The 23,171-nt window shown below is 43.5% G+C and carries 11 protein-coding genes and 1 riboswitch; of the genes, 8 read left to right on the forward strand and 3 right to left on the reverse strand.

Annotated elements, in window-relative coordinates; translation table 11 throughout:
- Window positions 1–5 precede the first annotated feature (5 nt).
- Window positions 6–812: an AAC(3) family N-acetyltransferase gene (locus NSQ17_RS02010; protein ID WP_024718957.1), complete on the forward strand. Its 807-nt coding sequence runs from the start codon at window positions 6–8 to the stop codon at window positions 810–812.
- A 1-nt stretch (window position 813) separates the two neighbouring features.
- Here NSQ17_RS02010 and comJ read toward each other — a convergent pair whose 3' ends face one another.
- The 3 genes from comJ to NSQ17_RS02025 all read right to left on the reverse strand — a co-directional run bounded on the left by comJ (window position 814) and on the right by NSQ17_RS02025 (window position 3,589).
- Window positions 814–1,200: a competence protein ComJ gene (gene comJ / locus NSQ17_RS02015; RefSeq protein ID WP_178929520.1), complete on the reverse strand. Its 387-nt coding sequence runs from the start codon at window positions 1,198–1,200 to the stop codon at window positions 814–816.
- Window positions 1,201–1,336: 136 nt separating this feature from the next.
- Window positions 1,337–3,034: a methyl-accepting chemotaxis protein gene (locus tag NSQ17_RS02020; RefSeq protein WP_017358550.1), complete on the reverse strand. Its 1,698-nt coding sequence runs from the start codon at window positions 3,032–3,034 to the stop codon at window positions 1,337–1,339.
- Between the two features lie 126 nt (window positions 3,035–3,160).
- The gene (locus NSQ17_RS02025) at window positions 3,161–3,589 is read right to left on the reverse strand and encodes a NucA/NucB deoxyribonuclease domain-containing protein (RefSeq protein WP_007498233.1); all 429 of its coding nucleotides are present in this window, start codon (window positions 3,587–3,589) and stop codon (window positions 3,161–3,163) included.
- Between the two features lie 368 nt (window positions 3,590–3,957).
- Here NSQ17_RS02025 and NSQ17_RS02030 point away from each other — a divergent pair, with 368 nt between their 5' ends.
- The 7 genes from NSQ17_RS02030 to NSQ17_RS02060 all read left to right on the forward strand — a co-directional run bounded on the left by NSQ17_RS02030 (window position 3,958) and on the right by NSQ17_RS02060 (window position 23,169).
- The gene (locus NSQ17_RS02030; protein WP_041508230.1) at window positions 3,958–6,027 is read left to right on the forward strand and encodes a hydantoinase/oxoprolinase family protein; all 2,070 of its coding nucleotides are present in this window, start codon (window positions 3,958–3,960) and stop codon (window positions 6,025–6,027) included.
- Window positions 6,017–8,002: a hydantoinase B/oxoprolinase family protein gene (locus tag NSQ17_RS02035; protein WP_342467790.1), complete on the forward strand. Its 1,986-nt coding sequence runs from the start codon at window positions 6,017–6,019 to the stop codon at window positions 8,000–8,002. Before NSQ17_RS02030 ends, NSQ17_RS02035 begins: the two co-directional genes overlap by 11 nt.
- The gene (locus NSQ17_RS02040) at window positions 7,999–9,084 is read left to right on the forward strand and encodes an ABC transporter substrate-binding protein (protein ID WP_017358546.1); all 1,086 of its coding nucleotides are present in this window, start codon (window positions 7,999–8,001) and stop codon (window positions 9,082–9,084) included. Before NSQ17_RS02035 ends, NSQ17_RS02040 begins: the two co-directional genes overlap by 4 nt.
- 8 nt (window positions 9,085–9,092) lie before the next feature.
- Window positions 9,093–10,181, forward strand: coding sequence for an ABC transporter ATP-binding protein (locus NSQ17_RS02045; RefSeq protein ID WP_342467791.1), 1,089 nt, complete (start codon window positions 9,093–9,095; stop codon window positions 10,179–10,181).
- A complete protein-coding gene (locus tag NSQ17_RS02050; protein ID WP_008347830.1) occupies window positions 10,181–11,050 on the forward strand; it encodes an ABC transporter permease in 870 nt (289 codons plus the stop codon). Before NSQ17_RS02045 ends, NSQ17_RS02050 begins: the two co-directional genes overlap by 1 nt.
- Complete coding sequence (locus tag NSQ17_RS02055) at window positions 11,043–11,846, forward strand: ABC transporter permease (protein WP_008347828.1); 804 nt, start codon at window positions 11,043–11,045, stop codon at window positions 11,844–11,846. The genes NSQ17_RS02050 and NSQ17_RS02055 overlap by 8 nt, the downstream gene beginning before the upstream one ends.
- Before the next feature lie 368 nt (window positions 11,847–12,214).
- A riboswitch (cyclic di-GMP riboswitch) is annotated at window positions 12,215–12,307 on the forward strand.
- A gap of 146 nt (window positions 12,308–12,453) precedes the next feature.
- A complete protein-coding gene (locus NSQ17_RS02060) occupies window positions 12,454–23,169 on the forward strand; it encodes an amino acid adenylation domain-containing protein (RefSeq protein ID WP_342467792.1) in 10,716 nt (3,571 codons plus the stop codon).
- The last annotated feature ends 2 nt before the right edge of the window (window positions 23,170–23,171 follow it).

Consider the following 23,171-nt stretch of genomic DNA (forward strand, 5'->3'; position numbering starts at 1 on the left):
AACCGATGAAAAGATTAATTGAACATCAGGCTGAACCGATCACAAAGGAAAGAATCAAAGCGGATTTGGTTCAACTTGGTGTAAGGAAGGGCATGATCTTATGTGTCCACTCATCCTTGTCATCTATTGGCTGGGTGAATGGAGGAGCTATAGCCGTTATACAAGCTATGATGGATATTTTAACAGATGAAGGAACACTGATTATGCCGGCACAAACATTAGAGCTGTCGGATCCTGCTGATTGGATCAATCCGCCTGTTCCTTATTCTTGGTGGAAACCGATCAAAGACACGATGCCTGCATTTGATCCGGCTTACACAGCTCCAACAGCAATGGGAAAGGTAGCGGAGACCTTTTGGAAATACCCAGGCGTAGAAAGAAGCAATCATCCTCATTTCTCATTCACCGCCTGGGGGAAAAGGAAAGATGAAGTGTTGAAACACCATGCGCTTCCTTATGGTTTAGGAGAAAATTCACCTCTTGGACGTATGTACGATCTTGATGCAAAAGTGCTGCTAATTGGCACGTCATTCGAGAGTGTGACAGCTTTTCACTTAGCTGAATATCGAATCTCACAGCAAGACCTCATGACACGAGGGGCCCCCATTTTAGAGAATGGTTGGAGGGTGTGGAAAGAGTATCAAGATATCATCACAAGAGAAGAACTATTTGAACAGATTGGTCGTGATTTCTTACAATCAGGATGTAGTTATAACCACAGTCAAATCGGGCTAGCCAATTCGTATTTATTGCCGATGAGAGAATCGGTCGATTTTGCGGAAAAATGGCTTGAGCAGTACGACCAGGCGTGATCTAAGCATTCTGAAAATCAAAATAATAGAGATCTTGATCAGGGTGCTCAGATATATAGCAGGTGAGCTGATAGTCTCCTTTTGGAATGGAGAAAGACAGTACCTGTGCCATGACGCTTGTCAGATAAACATGATCACTTGAATGAATAAATGGCACTGTGATGACTCTATCAACGGATGATGGAGGCTCATGGCTGTTTAATGTCACGATAATAGAAGCTTTTCTGTTATTGATGCCTTCAAAAGAAATACCTCGATCCCCAGTTGCGAATCCTTGAAGAATATCGTCATCTGTCCAATCAATCACAGGTGGCGTCGTGCTTCCAGTGTATACGGTGATTTGGTGATAGGAGATAGATAGGGGATACGTTTGATTTAAATCATTCATATAGATAACTCCTTTATTCATAAAATTTGTCCAGCTGGCGATCATGTTGAAAAGTGAATGTTTGAAAGTAAGATAATTGAAGAGAATGTTAGGCAGCAAGACGATTGTCGCCGTCTTGCGCTACTGTATGAGGGATCTAGATGTGAAATTGCGAAACCATTTCTTTTAGGTCTCCTGCTAAATGGGCGAGAGCCTCTGATGAAGCTGTTACTTCTTCCATTGCTGCAAATTGTTCTTCTGTTAAACCTGCTACTTGTTGTGAATGTTCACTCGTCAGTTTAACGCCTTCTGTGATAGAGGCAAAGGTTTGCTTCGCATCATTTGTATAAGCTGCGATTTTTTGGGATGCATCTGATAAATGTTTAATGCCATCTGCCATTTCCTTCATTGACTGCTGAATGTCAATAAATGAATCCTCTGTATGAGAAATAAGAACAGCCCCTTGAGCCGCTTCCTCTCGTACTCGTTTAATGGCACTCGTCGAATGATTCATCTCTTTTTGTATTTCGGAAATGAGATGTGAAATCATGTTGGATGATGTTTGCGATTCTTCTGCGAGCTTCCTCACTTCGTCTGCCACAACGGCAAAACCTTTTCCATGTTCACCTGCGCGTGCTGCCTCAATGGCCGCATTAAGAGCAAGTAGATTTGTTTGGTTAGCGATATCTGTAATCACTTTGGAAATTTGATCAATCTCGGCTGAACGTGTTTCTAGCGCTTGAATTGCTGTACCATTCTCTTCAATTGATTTTGCAATAGATGTCATTTGTGAATTGACTTCACCGATATTTTGTACACCTTTTTGGGCCATTTCTTGTGCGGACTGGCTTCTTGTTGCCATTTGTCCCGCATTTTCAGTGATGTTTACCAGCTCGTTAGATACTTGTCTCATCGTGTGCTCACTAGCTGTCATTTGGGCTGATTGCTGTTCAGACGATTGAGCGACTTCTTGAATGGTATGGGTAATCTTTTCTGATGCTGCACTCGTTTCTTCTGCGCTAGCTGACAGCTCCTCAGAAGAGGTGGCTACTAATTCAGATGTTTTGATCACATTTAAAATGGTTTGATTTAATTTCTCACGCATCTTATTAAAGTGACCTGCCAGCTCAGAAAGTTCATCGCCTGTGTGATCTGTCACGTTGATGGTTAAATTTCCTTCGCCCGCACTCTTAATAGCAGATGCCATATGTTTGAGACGTGTCTGAATCCGCTTTGTGAAAATAGAAATAATGATAACAGAAACAATTAAACTTAACAGTAGGACCGTGACAAATTGAATAAAGAAAGACTGAAGCATTTGTGAAATCATGCTTTGATTTGCACCGGTATAGAAAATACCAATCGTTTCCCCTGTATCATTTTTGATGGGCATATAAGCCGTTTGGTAGTCTTTCCCGGCAACATTGGCTGTTCCGTAATAATTCTCACCTTTATCCAAAACAGCGGCCTTTACTTCAGGTGAGACTTCGGTTCCTACAGCTCGTTTCCCGTTTAACATGACATTTGTGGCAACGCGGGTATTTCCTTGGAAGATCGTGATTGTATCACCAGTATACTCGGCTAATTGATCAACCAATGTGTCATGGTTATTGATTTGAGTATTTCCTTTGTAAAGCTTGCCATCTTTTATCTGCCACGAGCCAGCAACCTTTTCAGTTAGGTAAGCGTATCCTAGCTTTAGATCGCCTTTTGCTTTTTCGGTGGCCATTTGCTTAATGTTCTCTGTCATTTCGCGGTTCACTACATAACCAACCACTGCTGAAAATACGATGAGGACACTTAAAAAGATCAGCATTATTTTGGCGCCAAGCCTCAGTTTTCCTTTTTTCTTCATGCTTTTTACTCCTTTAGGTATAAGGTAGGGTATCCCTCCTTAAAGATTATCGGCATGAAAAAAATGTTTGATATACGTGAATGCACTTACACAGAAATTTTTGTTATGAAAAAAGGAAAGATCGTGCTACTCGATAATAAATTGGATTCTTGTGCCATCAGGATCATCTGATAATTGATGACTTACCCAAGAGCCTGCCCCCCTATTATCCGAAGGACGTACATATTTGACAGAAGCCCCTGCTCCACCTTCTTTACACATCGCCATTGGCCATTCATCACGATCATAACCACGCTTTGTTGGAATGCCATGAAGTGATTTGTCTCTTTGCTCATCACTATTTTTCCGATCAATGGTGCAAATGGAAGAATGACCTTCGTCAATAGCTTCTTCTATGTGCTTCGCAGTTTCTGGATAACGATCTGATGGAAAGTGAATGGTTTTGTCATAAGAAGAGTTTGTCGTCTCTTGTTTATGTTGCCCTAGTTGGACATAGCCTGTCGCTATACCAATGACAATCAATAAAAGCAAGAGAATGGTTTTAAGAAGTTTCATAGATGCTAGCTCTCTTTCTCTTTAGCGTATTTTGTAAACAGAAGTATAGCAGAATTACTTACCAATTTCTCCTCGTTTTGAAAAAACGTCTTTTAAAGTTCGAAAAACGTTTTTTACCTGTTTATGCTCTTTTCCTATTTGAACAAAAATCACAAAAATTTTAATTTTGCTGCTCATATTACAATTCTGCTTATGTAAAATGGCTTTATCACAGGTTTTTAGGCTAATTTCAAGATTTTAACACACAGAAATTTCAAAAAAATAAAATTGACTAGACCGATATGCTTTAATAATATGGAGTCAAATATCAAAAAATGTCGTAATTTATCAAAATATGATTCCATTTACATGACAGGAGGGAAGTACAAATGGCGGATGTCTCTTATCGGCTCGGAATAGACATAGGTGGAACATTTACTGATTTATCGCTGATGAATGAAGCAACAGGGGAGCTGACTGAACTCAAGACACCTACAGTGACAGATGACCCAGCTCAAGGAATTATCAATGGGCTAAAACTTCTAAAAGAAAGAGGTGTCGATTTATCCAAAATCCAATATCTCGTACACGGCATGACAATCGGTCTTAATACATTATTGCAGAGAAAGGGAGCAGATTTAGCCCTTTTTGTAACGGAAGGTTTTCAAGACATTTTGTCATTACAGCGTTTACGTCTACCCATTCCTTATGACTTCAATTCTCAATTGCCAGAACCATTGATACCACGAAAACATGTATATCCAATCTCTGAAAGGCTCATACACGATGGTTCGATCAAAAAACCTCTCCAACTGCAGCAATTAGATGATGCTGTCCAGCAGGTCATCTCTAAAAAACTAGCAGGCATTGTCATTTCTTTTTTACATAGCTATCAAAATCCAGTTCATGAATTACAGGCAAAAGCCTATATTCATCATCATTACCCACAGTTAGAAGTCCTGACATCATCAGAATTATGGCCACAAATGAGAGAATATGAGCGGACAGTGATGTCTGTTGTCAATTTGTACATTCAACCAAAGGTGAAACAATATTTACAAACGTTGAAAAACCGTTTGAAAGAAGAAGGTGTACCAATTTCTCCATACATTACCCAATCAAATGGTGGTTTAATGGATGCAGAAAGCGCAGCCACTTCACCCGTTAAAACACTTTTTTCTGGCCCGGCAGCTGGAGTAATTGGTGCGGCAAGAATTGCAACATCTGCAAATGAACCCAATTTAATTACGTTTGATGTTGGTGGCACAAGTGCAGATATCTCGATCATTCAAAATGGGCAGCCTACAATGGCTCAGTCGAATCAGCTTTCAGGATTTCCGATCATTCTTCCATCTGTTGCAATGTATTCGATAGGGGCTGGCGGAGGTTCTGTTGCATGGCTTGATCAAGGCGGGCTTCTTAAAGCAGGACCGGAATCAGTTGGCTCGCAGCCTGGGCCTGCTTCGTATGGAAAGGGAAAAAAAGCTGCTTTAACCGATGCATTTCTCATATGCGGTTACCTCAATCAAGATCGGTTTGCCGGAGGACATTTACAATTGCAGCGGTCTGCAGCGGAAATAGCCTTTCAGCCAATTGCTGATCAGCTTCATAAAACGGTCGAACAGGCGGCTGACCAGTTGATTCAAGTGGCTGTTGCCAATATGTACACAGAACTAAGCAATGTCATGGAGCAGCAAGGGTTTGATCCTAGAGATTTTAGTTTGCTAGCATTTGGCGGGGCAGGGCCTGTTGTCGCGAATTTCCTTGCGAGAGAAATTCATGCGAAAAATGTGGTCGTCCCTCCAAGTCCAGGGACATTATGTGCGCTAGGTGCACTTACAGCCGATTTTATCCATGATGCTGTGTTGTCTAAGAAAATATGCTTACAAGACTATACGATGGACGAATTAAAACAAGATTATGAAATGCTTTCTCGCAAAGCAACGGATTGGTTCAGCCAGCAAAATATTCAACATATCAAACAAACGTCCATTTTGTTATTAGCAGATGCCCGCTATCAAGGACAGGCATTTGAGATTGAATTGCCATTATCGGTGGATTGGCTAAAGCAGGAACAAGACGTCTATCATCTGATTGAAGCTTTCCACAGCCTGCATGAGCGTCAATATGGCCATAGAGATGATCAGGCGAACATTGAATTTACTCATTTGCGAGTTCGGGTTATAGGTGAAACGCCTCCACTGCCTTTCTCTTCTGTTGATGAAAGCAGCGGACAGCCTTTAATACCACAATCATACAGACGAATCTTTATAGAAGAAAAAGAGTACGAAGCATCTGTTTACAATCGGAGTACTTTGTCATTAGGTGCTGTTGTGAATGGACCTGCCATCATTGAGCAAGATGATACGACAACATTGATTTTGCCAAACTGGGCAGGCAGCATAGACCATTCAGGAAACTTGGTGATTTCAAGGGAGGCGGCTTTACATGGGAACTGATCCAGCAAAGCTTGAGATGATGAGGAGTTATTTTAATGCGATTGCATCAGGCATGGGACATGTCATTGAGCGGACATCCTTTACAACATTCGTAAAAGAATCGGCGGATTTTGCCACAGCATTAGCCACGCCTTCTGGAGATTTCTTTGTTTACCCAAAAACAGTCGGTGTCACGATCTTTTTAGGGCTGAGTCTCAAAAAAGCGATTGAAGAAAGCGGACCGATGCAGCCGGGTGACATTATCATCACAAATGATCCTTATACGACAGACGGTTTAGCGACTCATTTGCCAGATGTTCATATCATCAAACCCATTTTTATAGAAAATGAAATTGTCAGCTATGCCTGGTCTTTTGTTCATGTAAGTGATGTGGGAGGTCTTGTCCCTTCAAGTATTTCTCCAACTGCCACGGATGTTCATCAAGAAGGATTAAGAATTCCGCCAGTGAAAATCTATGAAGGTGGAAAAGAGAATCAGGTTGTTCGTACCTTTTTAAGAGCTAATAGCCGGGCGAGTCATTTAAATGATGGCGATATTAATGCGATGATTGCCGCTGTTAATACAGCAGAAATCAGACTAAAAGAAATGATCGAGAAATTTGGAAAAAACGAAGTGAAGCAAGGAATGATTGATCTGCTGAAGCAAGCAGAGGATCGCGCCGGAAAAGTAATTGAAGCCATCCCTGATGGAACGAGTGAATTCGCTGATTACTTGGATGATGATATGATTTCGGATGTGCCGATCCGATTAAAGATCAAGCTGACGGTCAAAGGGAAACAGCTGACACTGGACTTCTCTGAGTGTGACCCGCAAGTTAAGACAGCTTTTAATCTTGTCACCAATGGTCAAAAGCACTCCTTCTTATATCAAGGATTGATTAATTACATCATTAGTAAAGATCCTTTTATTCCGATTAATGGTGGGATTACGTATCCGATAGACGTGATTTCACCTAAAGGAACGCTTGTCCATCCAGAATATCCGGCTTCTGTCGGTATTCGGCATTCCATTACAATGAGACTGTATAATGTCGTGCTAGGTGCTATTGGTAAGCTGTTGCCTGAAGCAGTGCCGGCGGCAGGTGCAGGTCAATCCGCTATCGTCGTTCTCTCTGTTCCTGATGATCAAACAGGAGGCAGAAAAATGTCTGTGGTTGAACCGTTAGGCGGAGGCGGCGGTGCTCAAAAAGGGACTGATGGAGTCGATGGAATTGATCATTCGTCAGGATTTTTAAAAAATACACCTATCGAGAGCTTGGAACAGCATATTGATATTCATGTACACCGATATGAACTGCTGCCGAACACAGGTGGAGCAGGGGAACATAGAGGGGGACATGCGATTGGCTTGGAATTTGAAATGATCAAGCCAGAATCGATGGTGACGGCACGAGGAATGGAACGAATGAAGTTTCAACCTTGGGGGTTAATGGGTGGCCGAGCAGGAGCAATTGGTGAGGTGAAATTGACCAAACCAAATGGGGAGACACAAAACCAGCCGAAAATTGATGTTATGCGTCTTGAAAAAGGCGATATTGTTCAATTGGTTTCACCAAGTGGGGGAGGATGGGGGAATCCATTTGCTAGAAAGAAAGAAAAAGTCCTTCATGAAGTGGAAGCAGGGCTATTAAGTGAAGAAAGAGCACTGCAGCAATATGGCGTCAAAGTCTATCGAGACCATAATGAATGGAAAATTGATGACGAACAGACGAGCAGGCTTCGTGAAAAGATGAATGATGCTGATGCTGTCGCTTGGGATTTTGGAGAGCAAAGAGCAGCTTATGAGAAAGTGTGGACGGACGAAGCCAGCAGTGAGCTTGCTGTGCAGCTTCGTTCATACCCAGCAAATGAGCGTACGCACTATAAACATGCGGTTCATTCTCATTTTGGTCATAGACAGGAACCGTTAACAAAGATGGATATTATTCAAGCACTTCATCACTTGAATCAACAAAAAGGGGGAAATGAATCATGAAAAGAAGAGTAATCGCCATATTTGCAGGTGTCCTATCCGTCATGTTACTGCTGTCTGCATGCGGTGGAAATGGGCAGGACCAAAGTAAACAGCAGCAGACTGTGATCGTTGGTGTCTACGGAGGAGATTGGGAAAAGAATATTAAGCCAATCCTCGAAAAGTTTGAAAAGGATACAGGCATTAAGGTACAAACGGTCTCTGGGGCAGATTCTGAATGGTTTACAAAATTAAAAGCATCTAATGGTAAAAATCCACCGTATGATTTGCTTATTTTACAGCCTGATACGATTCAAAGAGGTATTGCGGCAAACGTTCTTGCGCCTATTGATGAAGATCAAGCGCCAAATGTGAAAAAGCTTTATCGTTCTGTTCAAAAGAAACTCACTGTTGATGGAAAACAATATGCAGCAGGCTTTAGTATGGGACAGCTTGGAATTGCTTATAGAAAAGATCTTGTCAAACAGGAGCCAAACAGCTGGACAGATTTATGGAGCGATCAGCTGAAAGGGAAAGTGGCGATTTCTTCCCCAACTTATTCAGCGGGCTTACAATTTTTCTCTGCACTTGTCCATGCTCAAGGAGGGACAGAATCAAATCCTAAGGATATTGATAAAGCATTTAAAAGCCTCGCACAATTAAAAGGGCGTGTAGCTGCTTTTCCTGATAACCCAGGGTCTATTCAAACGCTGTTAGAACGTGGTGACGTGACGGCAGTTCCATATTGGGATGGCCGAGCATTTGCACTTGAAGAAGAAGGGATGGATATTGGATTCTCATATCCGAAAGAAGGCGCTGTGGCAGCAGTTGCGAGCTGGGCGTTAACAAAGGGAAGTCAGCATGAGGAAGCGGCTTATAAGCTATTAAACTACCTTAGCGGGAAAGAAGCTCAAGAAGCCTTCTCAGAAAAATCTTACTATGGCATGTCGAATTCTGATGTGAAATACGGAGACAAAATTAAAGGGAAAGTGAAAGTTGGCGAAAATTATTATAGCAAGCTGACTTGGGTAGATTACGAAACAGCGACTTCAGAGCTCGGTCAATGGACAAATCGATGGAATGAAGTATTAGGCGGAGGAAAATAGGTGATCGCATGAGTGGAATCAATTTAGAACATATCAGCCAGCATTTCGGCGAACAAATTGCTCTTGATGATGTCAGTCTTACGGTAAAAGAGGGAGAGTTCTTCTCCCTTCTTGGCCCTAGTGGCTGCGGAAAATCAACTTTACTCAATATCATTGGCGGCTTTTTAGAACCGACAAAAGGAGTCGTCTATATTGGTGATCAGGATGTGACGACTTTACCTCCTTATCAAAGGAAAACGGGGATGGTCTTTCAAAGCTATGCACTTTTCCCACATCTCACCGTATTTGATAATGTTGCATATGGGTTGAAGGTTCAAAAGAAAAAGAAGGCGGAAATCAAGCAAAAGGTGATGGAGAGCTTGTCGCTTGTTCAATTAGAGTCATTTGCCAAACGTATGCCGCACCAATTAAGTGGTGGTCAGCAGCAACGGGTCGCAATTGCACGGGCACTTGCTATCCAGCCGGCTGTTCTCCTTCTGGATGAACCACTCAGTAACCTAGATGCAAAGCTAAGAAAAAATATGCAGACGGAGCTGCGAAATATTCAACGGAATGTCGGAATTACGACTATTCTTGTGACGCATGATCAGGAGGAAGCCTTAAGCCTTTCCGACCGAATTGGGATATTAGGTGAGGGGAAAATTCAGCAGATTGGGACACCTTTAGAAGTATATCGTCAGCCAAATAATCGTTTTGTTGCTGAATTTATCGGACAGGTCAATCTATTTGAAGCGGAGTATGATGAAGTTACTTCCACATACACTGTTCCACATTTCACTCAATCAAACGGGAAGCAAGTTCAGCTAAAAGCCGCATTTAAAGAGAAGAGCGAGAAGCGTTTACTCATGCTGCGTCCTGAGAGAATCAAGTTATCTTCTGGCGGGGAGGAAGTTCAGCCAAATCATGTCACAGGAATGTTGGCAGATGTCAGTTATATTGGGCACTCTTTACGTTTGGTCGTTGGACTTGATCAAGGTGAAATCATTGTCCATGCATCAGACGCAGCATTTCCCGAGCTGCCTCGAGTTGGAGAAACTGTGCATATTCATTGGCAGCCTGAAGATATTGTGTTCTTAGATTCGAAGGTGCATGCGTGATGCGAATCAAAAAAAAGAATCAGCGCTTTCATTGGTTTATGCTGCTGCCAGCTTGTTTGTTTCTAGTTGTATTCCTTCTTGCTCCGCTTGTGATGATGTTTGTCCTCAGTTTTCGTGATGTGGATTCGATGATGAATACGTTACAATCCTATAGTTTGTCTCAATATTTACATGTATTTACGACAGATGCATATGTGAAAGCAATTGGAAGTACTGTGTGGGTGGCCTTACAGACAACGGTGATTTGTTTATTGATGGCATATCCTGCAGCTTATGTGCTAGTGAAAGCACCTCATCCAAGATTGCGGGCTTTTTTCTATATCTTACTTGTATCGCCGCTTTTGACGAGTGTCGTCATTCGGACATTTGCATGGATCGTTCTTCTTTCGCAAAATGGCTTGATCAATGGCATGCTGATCGATTTACATCTGATTGAGAAACCGCTATCGATGCTGTGGAATATGAATGCGGTCATTATTGCTTATGTTCAAGTGATGCTGCCTTTTGCAGTGCTGCCTATTGCAACGAGCTTAACTGATATGGACCGTCACTTAAGACCGGCTTCTATGAGCCTTGGTGCTGGGCGTATACGGACATTTTTTCATGTGACCTTGCCGCTTACGATTCCAGGCATGATCACCGGAGCAATTATTGTCTTCTCACTTGCAGCAGGAAGTTATATTACTCCTCTGCTAGTCGGCGGACGGATGCAGCCGCTCTTGCCACTGTCCATTTATCAGCAGGTCATGCAGGTGTATAATTTGCCTCTTGCCGCTGCGATGTCTTTTACTTTATTGATTTGTGTGCTAGCGGTCGTCAGTCTATTAAGCTATCTATTGAAGCGTTGGGAGGCGAGGATGCATGCGTAAAAAATCAATAAGTGACCGTTTGCTTTCGGTTCTGATATGGACCGCAGGCTCACTCGTTTATCTCTTTTTAACCGTACCTGTTCTTGTCATTGTTCTTTCTGCTTTTAGCCCGAATGCCTTTCCTGAATTCCCGCCGACTTCATTTTCCGTTCGTTGGTTTCATGAGGTCGTGTCGAATCCAGAATGGATGGAATCTTTGCGTATCAGCGTGATTCTGTTATTGATTGTGACGCCGCTTACTGTTCTTTTAGGAACGATGGCTTCTTATGCTTTAGCAAGGCTTTCTTTTAAGGGAAAGGAAGCTGTTCAAGCCTTTATTTTGTCACCTCTTATGATTCCTCAGGTGGTATTAGGGATTGCGATGCTGTATTTGTTTACGGCTATGGGTTTTACAGGGTCTTTGTGGGCATTAGTCATTGGGCATGTCATCATTGGTTTTCCTTATGTGGTACGAACCGTGGGTGTCAGTGTTTCAAATCTTGATCCACGTCTTGAGCTAGCTTCCATGAATCTTGGTGCAGGGCCCATACGTACTTTCTTTCGTGTGACACTGCCCTTGATCAAGCCGGGCATTATCGCAGGTGGGGTGTTTTCTGCTGTGACATCATTTGGTGAAATTTCGATTAGTTTGTTCGTTTCTTCACCTCAAACCATTACGATTCCCGTGAGGACGTTTAATTACATTGAGCAAACTTTTGATCCGAGTGTCAATGCGATATCTGTCATATTTATTATCATTTCTATCATTGCGTTGCTCATTATTGAGAAAACGATTGGTCTGTCTAAGGTGATGTAAATATAATGAAGAAACAAGGAGCTGTCATTTGAAATGACAGCTCTTTTTGTATTGTTTTTTATGGTAAAAATATTCAAAGTTTTAGGGAATATAGTTCTTAAGATTTAAGAAAATGCGAGACATGATAGGAGACCTCTCTCCTACATTTTCGGTCATATTTGCAAAATTTAAGGAAAAACATGAAATTTTTGCGGTAATTGGTCATTTATTTTCGGTGGAACGCAACTATTATTAGTTATTTTCGGTAAATATCGTAAATTATGATGTGATCCCTTCGGCATAACGCATGAATCTTTACACCCATTTTTCGGTGAAAAAAACAATAATTTCATATAAAGTGGACGTAAATAGAAAATATCTAAAAGAAAAGAAGAAAAAGGCAAATCTATGGAAACATAGAGACGCAAAGCCATGTCCTAAGGTAAAAGTTTCTTTTTTACTATGGTCGGCAGGTTACCGAATCAAAATGGGAGTCCCTCCGTTTTATTCGGGGTGGGCTCCTTTTCTGTTATTCGTCTATTTTAATGAAATAGACTTGGTTCTTTTGATATAGAGGGTGCAGGGTATCACATTTGGTGGAGAAAACATAGAAGAGCGGAGGATAAGAATGAGTACAGTTTATTACCCCTTAACACATGCGCAAAAGCGAGTATTCTACACGGAAAGATTTTATCCAGGCACAAGTATTTCTAATTTGGGTGGGTTTGCCAAGTTAAGATCGGTATCAGGTCTAAATCCTTCTTTGATCGTTGATGTGCTTCAAGCGTACATTCGTGAAACTGATTCTCTTCGTTTAAGGCTGGTGTATCAACATGAGCAGGAGGAGCCCGTTCAATATATCAAGCCATATGAAAAACAGCCGATTCGTTTGGTGAAAGGATGGAGTGAAAAGGAAGTCAGGGCGTGGGCGAACGAGGAGATTCGTGAGCCGATGGAACTGATTGACCGTTCCTTAATCGAATTTACGGTCTTTCAAATCAGTGATCAAGAGTGCTGGCTGTTCTGTAAAGCACATCATATTGTGGCTGATGGTATTTCAATTATCTTGATGGGAAACCGAATCATTGATCTATACCATGACATGCTGCAGGGGACAGACATCTCCCCAATTGAAGACATTTCCTTCGTTGATCACATCATGAGTGAGCAAACGTATGAATCTTCTAAACGTTTTCAGAAAGACCAAGCTTTTTGGAACGAGCAATTTGCCAATATTCCAGATTTCGCTTCTTTAACACCGCATAAAGGTTACGAGATGAGTTTACATGCGGAGAGATTTTCAGGGGATATTCCAGATGCTTTAAAGGAGAAGCTTCGCGTTTTTTGTGAAGAAGAGAAAGTCAGTATGCTTTCTATGTTTATGTCCGCTGTCTATATTTACTTGCACCGATTTAGCGGCATGGAGGATGTGGTCCTTGGAACCTTTATGGGCAATCGGACAAATGCAAAGGAAAAAAAGATGATTGGGATGTTTGTGTCGACCATTCCGATGCGCGCATCTGTGCAAGGATCCCTCACGTTTCTTGATTTCGTGAAGCAGGTCATGGCGGATCAGATGAAGATCTTGCGTCATCAAAAATATCCTTACAATGTGCTCATGAATGATTTAAGGGAAAGAGATGGATTTACAGGACGCCTGTTTGATATTTCTTTAGAGTATCAGGTCATGCAGTGGCAGAAAAAAGAGAATCTTTCGTTCATTACGGAGCCGATTTTTAGTGGAAGCGGAATGAATGATATATCGATTCATGTGAAAGACCGCTGGGATACAGATACATTGACCATTGATTTGGATTACCGTACAGATCTATTTAGTGAAGACGATATGAGTAAGCTGTTTGATCGATTGATGATTTTGCTGGAGGCGGCAGTCTCTCAGCCAGATCAGCTGATTGGGGCTCTCTCTTTACTGCCAGCAGATGAACAAAAGCAGCTGCTTCAATTATCTAAGGGAGAAGCATTTGATTTACCAGGAGCGAAACCAGTTCACCACTTATTTGATGAGGCAGCTAAAAAGTATTCAGAACGGGCAGCTGTGGTAGCGGAAAATGGAACGTTCACTTATGGAGAGCTGTATCAAAAAGCGGACAAACTGGCACGGTTTTTACAGATGAAAGGTGTCTCGCGTGATGTACCAGTTGCCGTTTTAATGGAACGGACGGCAGATGCGATGGTTGCCATTTTTGGGATATTAAAAGCTGGCGGTGCATATGTACCGATCGATCCGGCATTACCTGAGGAACGCATTCAATTTATTGTAGAAGATTCTGGTGCTTCTATCGTTTTAACAGAAGAATCGTTTGTTCAGCGATATTCATCCATTGCGGAAAAAATGATTATCCAGCAGCAAATGGAATTAGAAGATCGTCCGCTGCCTGAGCTGATCGATCAGACGACATCACAGGATTTGGCTTATCTCATTTATACATCGGGTACGACTGGAAAGCCGAAGGGAGTGATGATCGAGCATCTTCAGCTGCATCATTTGGTTCATGCCCTGCATCACGAAGTGTATGAGGGGGCAAATCAGCTTCAAGTGGCGCTTCTTGCACCATTCCATTTCGATGCATCTGTTAAACAAATCTTTGCTGCTCTTTTATTTGGACATACGCTTCATATTGTGCCAAGAGAAATGACACGAAACGGTGTACAGCTAGCGGCTTATTACAAAGAACATCAAATTGAAGCAACAGATGGAACGCCAGCACATGTGCAGCTTTTACTTGCAGTGGATTTGGATGGGCTTGCACTGACTCACATGCTGATTGGGGGAGAAGCACTCCCTGCGAAAGCAGCGCAGGCGCTGATTGAAGCTGTCCGTGTCAGCCAGCCCGATTTTGCCTTGTGGAATGTGTATGGTCCGACAGAAACGTGTGTGGATGCGACGGTTCACCGTCTAGATCTCAGTGAGCTGCAGAAGTCACCAGAACAGCGCTATGTGTCAATTGGAAAGCCACTGGGCCATCATCGGATTTATATTTTAAATGAACATGAACAACTACAGGTGCAGGGAGCTGTGGGAGAACTATGCATTGCGGGAATAGGAGTGGGACGGGGCTATGTGAATCAGCCTGAATTAACGGAGAAGGCATTCAGACCAGATCCATTTTTCTCTGAAGACCGGATGTATCGCACAGGTGATGTAGTGAGATGGCTTCCAGACGGCACAATTGATTACCTTGGAAGAATAGATGACCAAGTAAAAATAAGAGGTTACCGCATCGAAACAGGTGAAATTGAGGCAGTCATGGAGCAGGTAGACGGAGTCGATCGGGCTGTCGTCCTTGTCGTGGATGAACCGGACGGTGGAAAGGCTTTAAGTGCTTACTATCAAGCACGACAAGAATTTCTTTCCGTGGACACCCTGCAAGCCGCTATCAAACATCAGCTGCCAGCTTATATGATGCCGCTTTATTTCAAGCAGCTTGAGGCATTTCCACTGACAGTTAGCGGGAAAGTCGACCGGCGTGCGCTTGCTGCATTAAAAGGAGATAAGGCTGTCAGTGCTGTTTATGTAACGCCTAGAAACGATGTAGAAACGAAGCTTGTTCGTTTGTGGGAAGACGTTCTTCATCAAGAGAACATAGGTGTGTACGACTCATTCTTTGACCTAGGCGGGCATTCACTCAAAGCGATGAAAGTTCTTACAATCGTTCAGCGGGCTTTTCAAGTGGAGGTCCCTTTATCTGTTTTATTTGAACAGCAAACAATTGCAGCACTTGCTGTTTATATTGAACAAGCGGAAAAGTCTTCACAAGTGGTTATACCGAAAGCACCGACTGCCGCCGATTATCCACTGTCACCAGCGCAGCAGCGTGTTTATATGGTGACTCAGCTGGAGCAGAGCATCGCCTATCATATGCCTGCCGTTGTGAAATTAAGAGGAACGCTGCAACGAGAGAAATTGGGGGCAGCTTTTGAAAAACTGATCGCACGTCATGATATGCTGCGCACTTCTTTTCATACAGTCAAAGGAGTCCCTCGTCAGCGGGTAGCTTCATCCGTTCCATTTCAAATAGAACAGGTGACAGGCAGCACGATGGAAGAGAACATGCGTCAATTTGTCCGACCTTTTTATCTTGAGCAGGCTCCGCTTTTGCGTGTTGGGCTACAGTCTTTACATGATCAGGAGCATCTTCTCTATTTCGATATGCATCATCTGATTTCAGATGGTCTTTCAATTGATTTAATGCTGCGTGAGCTGTCTGACGCATATGAGGGATTAGTGAAATCGCCTTTGAAGCTTCAATATCAAGATTATGCTGTTTGGCAAGAACAACAGGCAGAGCAAGGCAGTCAAATAGATGAAGTATTCTGGCTGAAAGAATTTTCAGGAGATATCCCTGCTTTGCAGCTGCTAACGGATTATCAGCGTCCGGCTGTCCAGTCTTTCGCTGGAGACCGCGTTCTCAGAAACATCGATGAGACGTTAACAGGCCGTTTGCAGGAGCTTGCAGCTAATCATCATACGACGCTGTATACGGTGTTGCTTTCTGCTTACTATACATTGCTTGCGAAATACACAGGTCAAAAGGAGTTTGTGGTGGGGACGCCAACAGCAGGCCGGGTGCATGCAGATTTGAATGACATGATCGGCATGTTTGTCCAAACACTTGCTTTACGTTCAGAGGTAGATCCGAACGGTTCAATGACACAGTTGATTGAGCAAGTAAAGGAAAAGACGATGAGGGCGTTTGAGCATCAGCAATATCCATTCGAGCGGCTGCTTGAAAAGCTAAATGTGCAAAGAGATTTTAGCCGCCATCCATTGTTTGATACGGTCTTTACTCTGACGCCAGATCATTCAACAACCCAGCATATTGGAGAGATGAAAGTCGAAGTCGAGGAAACCAATTTCCATATTGCGAAGTTTGATCTCACACTTCAAGCGACGGAGTCAAGTCATGGTCTTTCCTTTGTTCTCGATTACAGTACGGCGTTATTTAAACGAAGTACTGCCGAGCAGATGCTCAAGCATTATGTTTATCTTCTGGAGCAGATGGTCGAAGTGCCGGAGCAAGCGATTCAATCATATCGCTTACTGTCTGAACAAGAAGCAGAGGCTCAATTGAAGATGTGGAACCCGTTACCTACGCCTTATCCTGCGGAAGAAACCATTGTGACGCAATTTGAATCACAAGTACAGCAGCAGGGTCATCAGCCTGCTTTGCAATGTAAAGATGAGGTTCTTTCTTATCAAGAGCTGAATCGCAGAGTGAACCAGCTGGCTCATTATTTACACGAACATGGTTTTGAAAAAGGGATGAAAGCGGCTTTATTCTTTGAACGTTCCAATGAGATGGTGCTGTCGGTTTTAGCTGTGCTAAAGGCTGGCGGTGTCTATGTGCCAATTGATCCTGACTTCCCTGATGAACGTATCAAGCACTTTTTGACAGATAGTGGTGCACAGTTTGTCCTGACCCATCAGGTGCTGCGTCATCGTTCTGTGCTTACTGCGTTTGAAGGGAAAATCATAGAAACAGAAGATCAAGCCATTGATCAGCAGTCAGAGAGCAATCCAGTTGTATGTGTTTCGCCTTTGGACTTGGCGAATTTGACCTACACATCTGGTACGACAGGCAAACCTAAAGGGAACATGGTGACGCATCGGAACATTTTGAGAACAGTGAAGCAGTCGAATTATCTCACCATTCATCATAAAGACACGGTGATGAGCCTTTCAAACTATGTATTTGATGCATTTATGTTTGATGTGTTTGGTGCTTTATTGAACGGAGCGAAACTCATTGTTTTGCCAAAGGATCACATTTTAAATATGAATGAGCTTTCTGGCGCGATTGAGAAGGAAAAAGTCAGTATTTTAATGATCACGACCGCTCTATTTCACTTACTGATTGATATGAAAAAAGGCAGCCTGAAAAACGTCAGAAAAGTGCTGTTTGGCGGGGAACGTGCTTCTGTGCCGCATGTTGTGGCAGCGCTTGAAACGGTTGGAGAAGACAAACTTATTCATATGTATGGACCTTCTGAAAGCACGATTTTCACAACGTATTATCCGGTGAATCACATTGAAGAACAAGCACTGTCGATTCCGATCGGAAAGCCGGTGAGTCAAACGGCTGTTTATATTGTCGATGAGTTTGGACATGTGCAGCCGCCGGGAGTAGCTGGAGAGCTTTGTGTCGCAGGTGACGGACTGGTCAAGGGGTATTATCAACAGCCAGAACTAACGAGCGAAAAGTTTGTTGAAAATCCTTTCCGATCTGGTGAAGTCATGTACAAAACGGGCGATCTCGCACGATGGCTGTCAAATGGAGATATTGAATTCATTGGGCGAATAGATCATCAAGTCAAGATTCGAGGTCAGCGTATCGAGCTTGGCGAAATTGAACACCAGCTATTGCAGCATCCGCAAGTGAAGGAAGCCGTTGTCATTGCGATATCAAATGATACATTGTGTGCATATTTCACAGCAGAAGGTGCTGTTCCGCTGTCGGATTTACGTGAGCAAGCAGGACGAGAACTTCCTGTTTATATGATGCCAGCTTTCTTCATGCAATTAGACGAGCTGCCACTAACGGGGAATGGCAAGGTAGACAGACGGGCATTACCTGTACCTGATGTAAGTGAGCAGGCGGCAAATGAATACGTCCCTCCTCAATCAGATACAGAGCGTATATTGGCACACATTTGGGAGGAAGTTCTTGAGGTGCCGAAAATCGGCAGACATGATCATTTCTTTGAATGCGGTGGTCATTCACTGCGCGGCATGAAAATGCTGAACAGGCTCTATGAAGAGATGCATGTGGAATGTACTTTGAAAACATTATTTGAATCACCCACTTTAGAGGCGTTTGCCCTTGCGGTGGATCAAACAGATCGAACTGAAATCAGGCGAGTGGAGAAAGCGGAAGAAGCGGCATTTTATCCTGTGACATCTGCTCAGAAAAGATTGTTTGTTCTGCAAAAAATGACAGATGCCGAGCAGAGCTATCATATGCCAGCTGCTTTAAAGCTTGAAGGTGTATTTGATGAAAAACGATTTAAAAAAGCCATTGACCAGCTTGTTCATCGTCATGAAGCATTCCGTACGAGCTTTGACTTCGTTCAGGGTGAACCTGTTCAGCGAATTGAAACGAATGTTTCTGTGAACATTGAAAACATCGAAGGGGAAGGCCGAGACATTCAGCAATTAATGAATGATTTTATTCGTCCATTTGATGTAGAAAAAGCGCCGCTGCTTAGAGTGAGGCTTGTGTCTGAATCGGAGAGTGTTCATTATTTGTTGATTGATATGCACCACATCATTTCAGATGGTGCGTCTGTCGGTATTTTAATTGATGAGCTATCGATCTTGTATCGAGGAGACGAACTTGATGAATTGCCTATTCAATATAAGGATTATGCGGTTTGGTCAAACAGTGAAGAATCTCTTGTGAAAAAAGAGGCTGAAGCGGCGTTTTGGTTAGAACAATTACAAGGAAAACTGCCTGTTTTGGCGCTGCCTGAGGATCTTCCGAGACCAAAGGTTCAGACGTTTGAAGGGGACCGCGTCGAATTCTCTATAGACGGTGCGCTTAAAGCGCAATTGGATGAGCTGGTTAGATCACTCAACGGTACAACGTATACAGTGCTGCTTGCTTGCTACAGTACGCTTTTAAGCAAGCTTTCGAGACAAGAAGACATCATGATCGGTTCTCCAGTGGTGGGCAGAACTCATCCTGATATTCAATCAGTCATCGGCATGTTTGTGAATACGCTGGCACTCAGAACAAAACCAGAAGGACATCAGACATTTTCTCAATTTGCGTCAACAGTTCATGAGCTTGTTTTAGCGGCAAATGAACACCAGCTTTACCCATTTGAAGAATTGGTGGACCAAGTACAAACGGTTCGCGACACAAGCCGCCATCCAATCTTTGATGTGGTGTTCTCGATGGAAAATGCAGATATTCGTGACCTGTCGATGGATGGACTTGATATCATTCCTCAGCCGTTCAATGAGAACATAGCAAAATTTGACTTAACCTTAACTGGAAACGAATCTGACGATCAAATCGAGCTTGTGTTTGATTTTAATTCTTCTATCTTTGAACGGTCGTCGATTGAGAAGTGGAAGGAGTATTTCCTTTACTTGATCGAACAAATGGTGTCAGCACCAGATCAATTATTAGATCAGATGCAATTATTATCACCAGCGCAACAGCAAAAACTGCTTGATGAATGGTCCGGACCTATCCTAGATGTCCCGACAGATCAAACGGTTCATGCATTGATTGAGGCGAAGTCACAGGAAGTACCTCATCAAAAAGCCGCAACTTTCTGCGGCACAAGCTGGACGTATGAAGAACTGAACAACCGGGCGAATACAGTCGCCGCAAGACTTATTTCCAGCGGCACAAAACCGGGAGACCGCATCGGAATTCTCACGCGTCCATCGCTCGAGATGACAGCCGCTGTTCTCGGAGTTCTCAAGGCAGGTGCGGCATTTGTGCCGATTGATGCCGATTATCCAGCGCAGCGCATTGCCTACATGCTGGAAGATGGCGGGGCAGAGGTCCTTCTGATTCAGAAAGAGCTCACTGCACCACCTTCTTTCACAGGTCATACCCTCTTCATAGAAGGGGCAGTAGAAGGAGAAGCACACGAGATTCAGGTTCCTATCAAACCAACGGATCTCGCCTATATGATTTACACATCTGGAACGACTGGACAGCCGAAGGGTGTCATGGTCGAGCACCAGTCCCTTGTCAATCTGGCTTACTGGCACAATGATGCCTTCCAGGTGACGAAACAAGACCGAACCGCCAAATATGCCGGCTTTGGCTTTGATGCCTCCATTTGGGAGATGTTCCCGACATGGATCGCCGGCGCAGAGCTCCATATCATCGACGAAGCGATTCGCCTCGATATGATCAAGCTCAATACGTATTTCAATGACGAAGGCATTACCATTGCGTTCCTGCCAACACAGCTATGTGAGCAGTTTATGTCGATGGACAATCATTCTCTCCGTTACTTACTGACAGGCGGGGACAAGCTGAAACAGGTGAAGCCCGTTCCATACAAACTCGTCAATAACTACGGCCCAACAGAAAATACGGTCGTGGCGACAAGCGGGATCATTGATCCAGATCAAGGCACGCTTCCTATCGGAACAGCGATTGCCAATACTCGTTTTTACATTATGGGTTCGTTATATGACCTCTCGCCGCAAGGCGTACCGGGTGAGCTCGTGATTGCGGGGAAAGGACTGGCAAGAGGCTACTGGAATCTCCCAGAGGAAACGAACAAACGGTTTGTCCCAGATCCGTTTCATCCTGGAGAGCGCATGTACCGTACAGGCGACTTGGTGAAATGGACAGAGGATGGCGAGCTGATCTACCTCGGTAGAAAAGACCATCAAGTGAACATCCGCGGATTCCGGATTGAGCTATCAGAAATTGAAGCCCAGCTCCTTGCGCTAAATGAAGTGAAAGAAGCCGTCGTGACAACGGTCAAAGACGCAAGTGATCAAGACGCTCTTGTCGCTTACGCCATCACAGATAAAGAAACGGATACGTTGAAAGAAAGCCTAAAGCGCACCTTACCTGAATATATGGTGCCATCATGGATCATCAAGCTAGACCAACTGCCAATGACGGCAAATGGCAAAGTGGATCTCAAAGCACTGCCAGCACCTGATGTGGAAGCGAATCAAATAGCATACGAAGCGCCAAGAGATGAAGTGGAAGCACTGCTTTGCGGCATTTGGGAAGATGTGCTTGGCGTCAGCCAAGTTGGTATTCACGACCATTTCTTCTTCCTTGGCGGAGATTCGATTAAAGGCATCCAAATGGCAAGCAGACTCACGCAAGAAGGCTGGAAGCTCGATATGAAACTGCTTTTCCAATATCCAACGATTGCGGAGCTTCGCCCATATATCGAAGAAGCGGACCTTCTCACAGCTGATCAATCACCTGTCGAAGGGGAAGTCATTTTAACACCAATTCAGCGCTGGTTCTTTGAACGGAACTTCAGCAGCCAGCATCATTGGAATCAGTCCGTTATGCTCCATGCGGCAAATGGTTTGGATGAAGCACTTGTCAAGCAAGTGCTCGAGCAGATGATGACCCATCATGATGCTTTGCGATTGGTTTATCCGATAGAAGAAGGACGCATCATCCAGCGTCATCGTGGAGTAGACGAAAACGATGTAGCGGTGGACGTGATAGAAGTACAAGGAGAACGATCACAGCAAATCGAGCAGGTAGAAAAACTGGCAAATGAAGTGCAGGCGAGTATTTCTTTAACAGAGGGACCATTAGTCAAACCTGCGATTTTCCGTACGGATCATGGAGATCACTTATTGCTCGTTGTACATCACCTTGTCATTGATGGTGTGTCATGGCGTATTTTCCTTGAAGACTTCATGGCTCTTTATGAGCAGGCGAAGCGCGGGGAGGAGCTGACACTTCCTGAAAAAACACATTCATTCCAAGCATATGCCCAGAAGTTGACGGAATACGCAGTGTCAGATGAGCTGCTGGCAGAAAGGGACTATTGGAAAAAGGTACTTGGGCATTTAACTGCACCTCTGCAAAAGGATCATGTCACAGAGGATCAAAGAATGCTGCATACAAAAACCATTCGCTTTACGCTGTCTGAGGAAGAAACACGCAGCCTACTGACAGAAGTACATGAGGCGTACCATACGGAAATCAACGACATTTTGCTAACCGCTTTAGGATTGACCTTGAAAGAGTGGACAGGAGAAGACAGACACTTTATTCACCTTGAAGGACATGGAAGGGAAGACATCCTTCCGGCGGTCAATGTGTCGCGGACCATCGGCTGGTTTACGAGCATGTATCCTGTGCTGCTTGATTTGTCGCATGCGGAGGATCTTTCGTATCAAATCAAGCTTTTGAAAGAAGAGCTCAGACACATTCCGAACAAGGGAATCGGCTATGGCGTTTTAAAATACTTAACGCCTGACAAAATGAAGGACGGTCTCGCATTTGATGTCACGCCAGATATCAGCTTTAACTATCTTGGTCAGTTTGATGAACAGATTGGCGGGGGTGAACTAAGTCGATCCACTTGGCAGGCAGGTCAATCATTAAGTCCAGAATCAGAGAAACCTCATGCATTAGATATTGTTGGTTTCGTAGAACAGGGCATGTTCCAGATGACGATGTCCTATCACCAGCTTGAATTTGAAGAGCAGACGATGGAACAGTTCAAGGACCTTTTAGAAAAGAAAGTGAAGGCACTCATCTCACATTGTGTATCACAAGATGAAGCGCAAATTACGCCTAGTGATGTAGGAGACGATGACCTGACCATGGATGAACTTGAAAAGCTAATGGATATATTTTAAGC

This window comes from Bacillus sp. FSL W8-0629 (assembly GCF_038593225.1).
Classification (GTDB): domain Bacteria; phylum Bacillota; class Bacilli; order Bacillales; family Bacillaceae; genus Bacillus; species Bacillus altitudinis.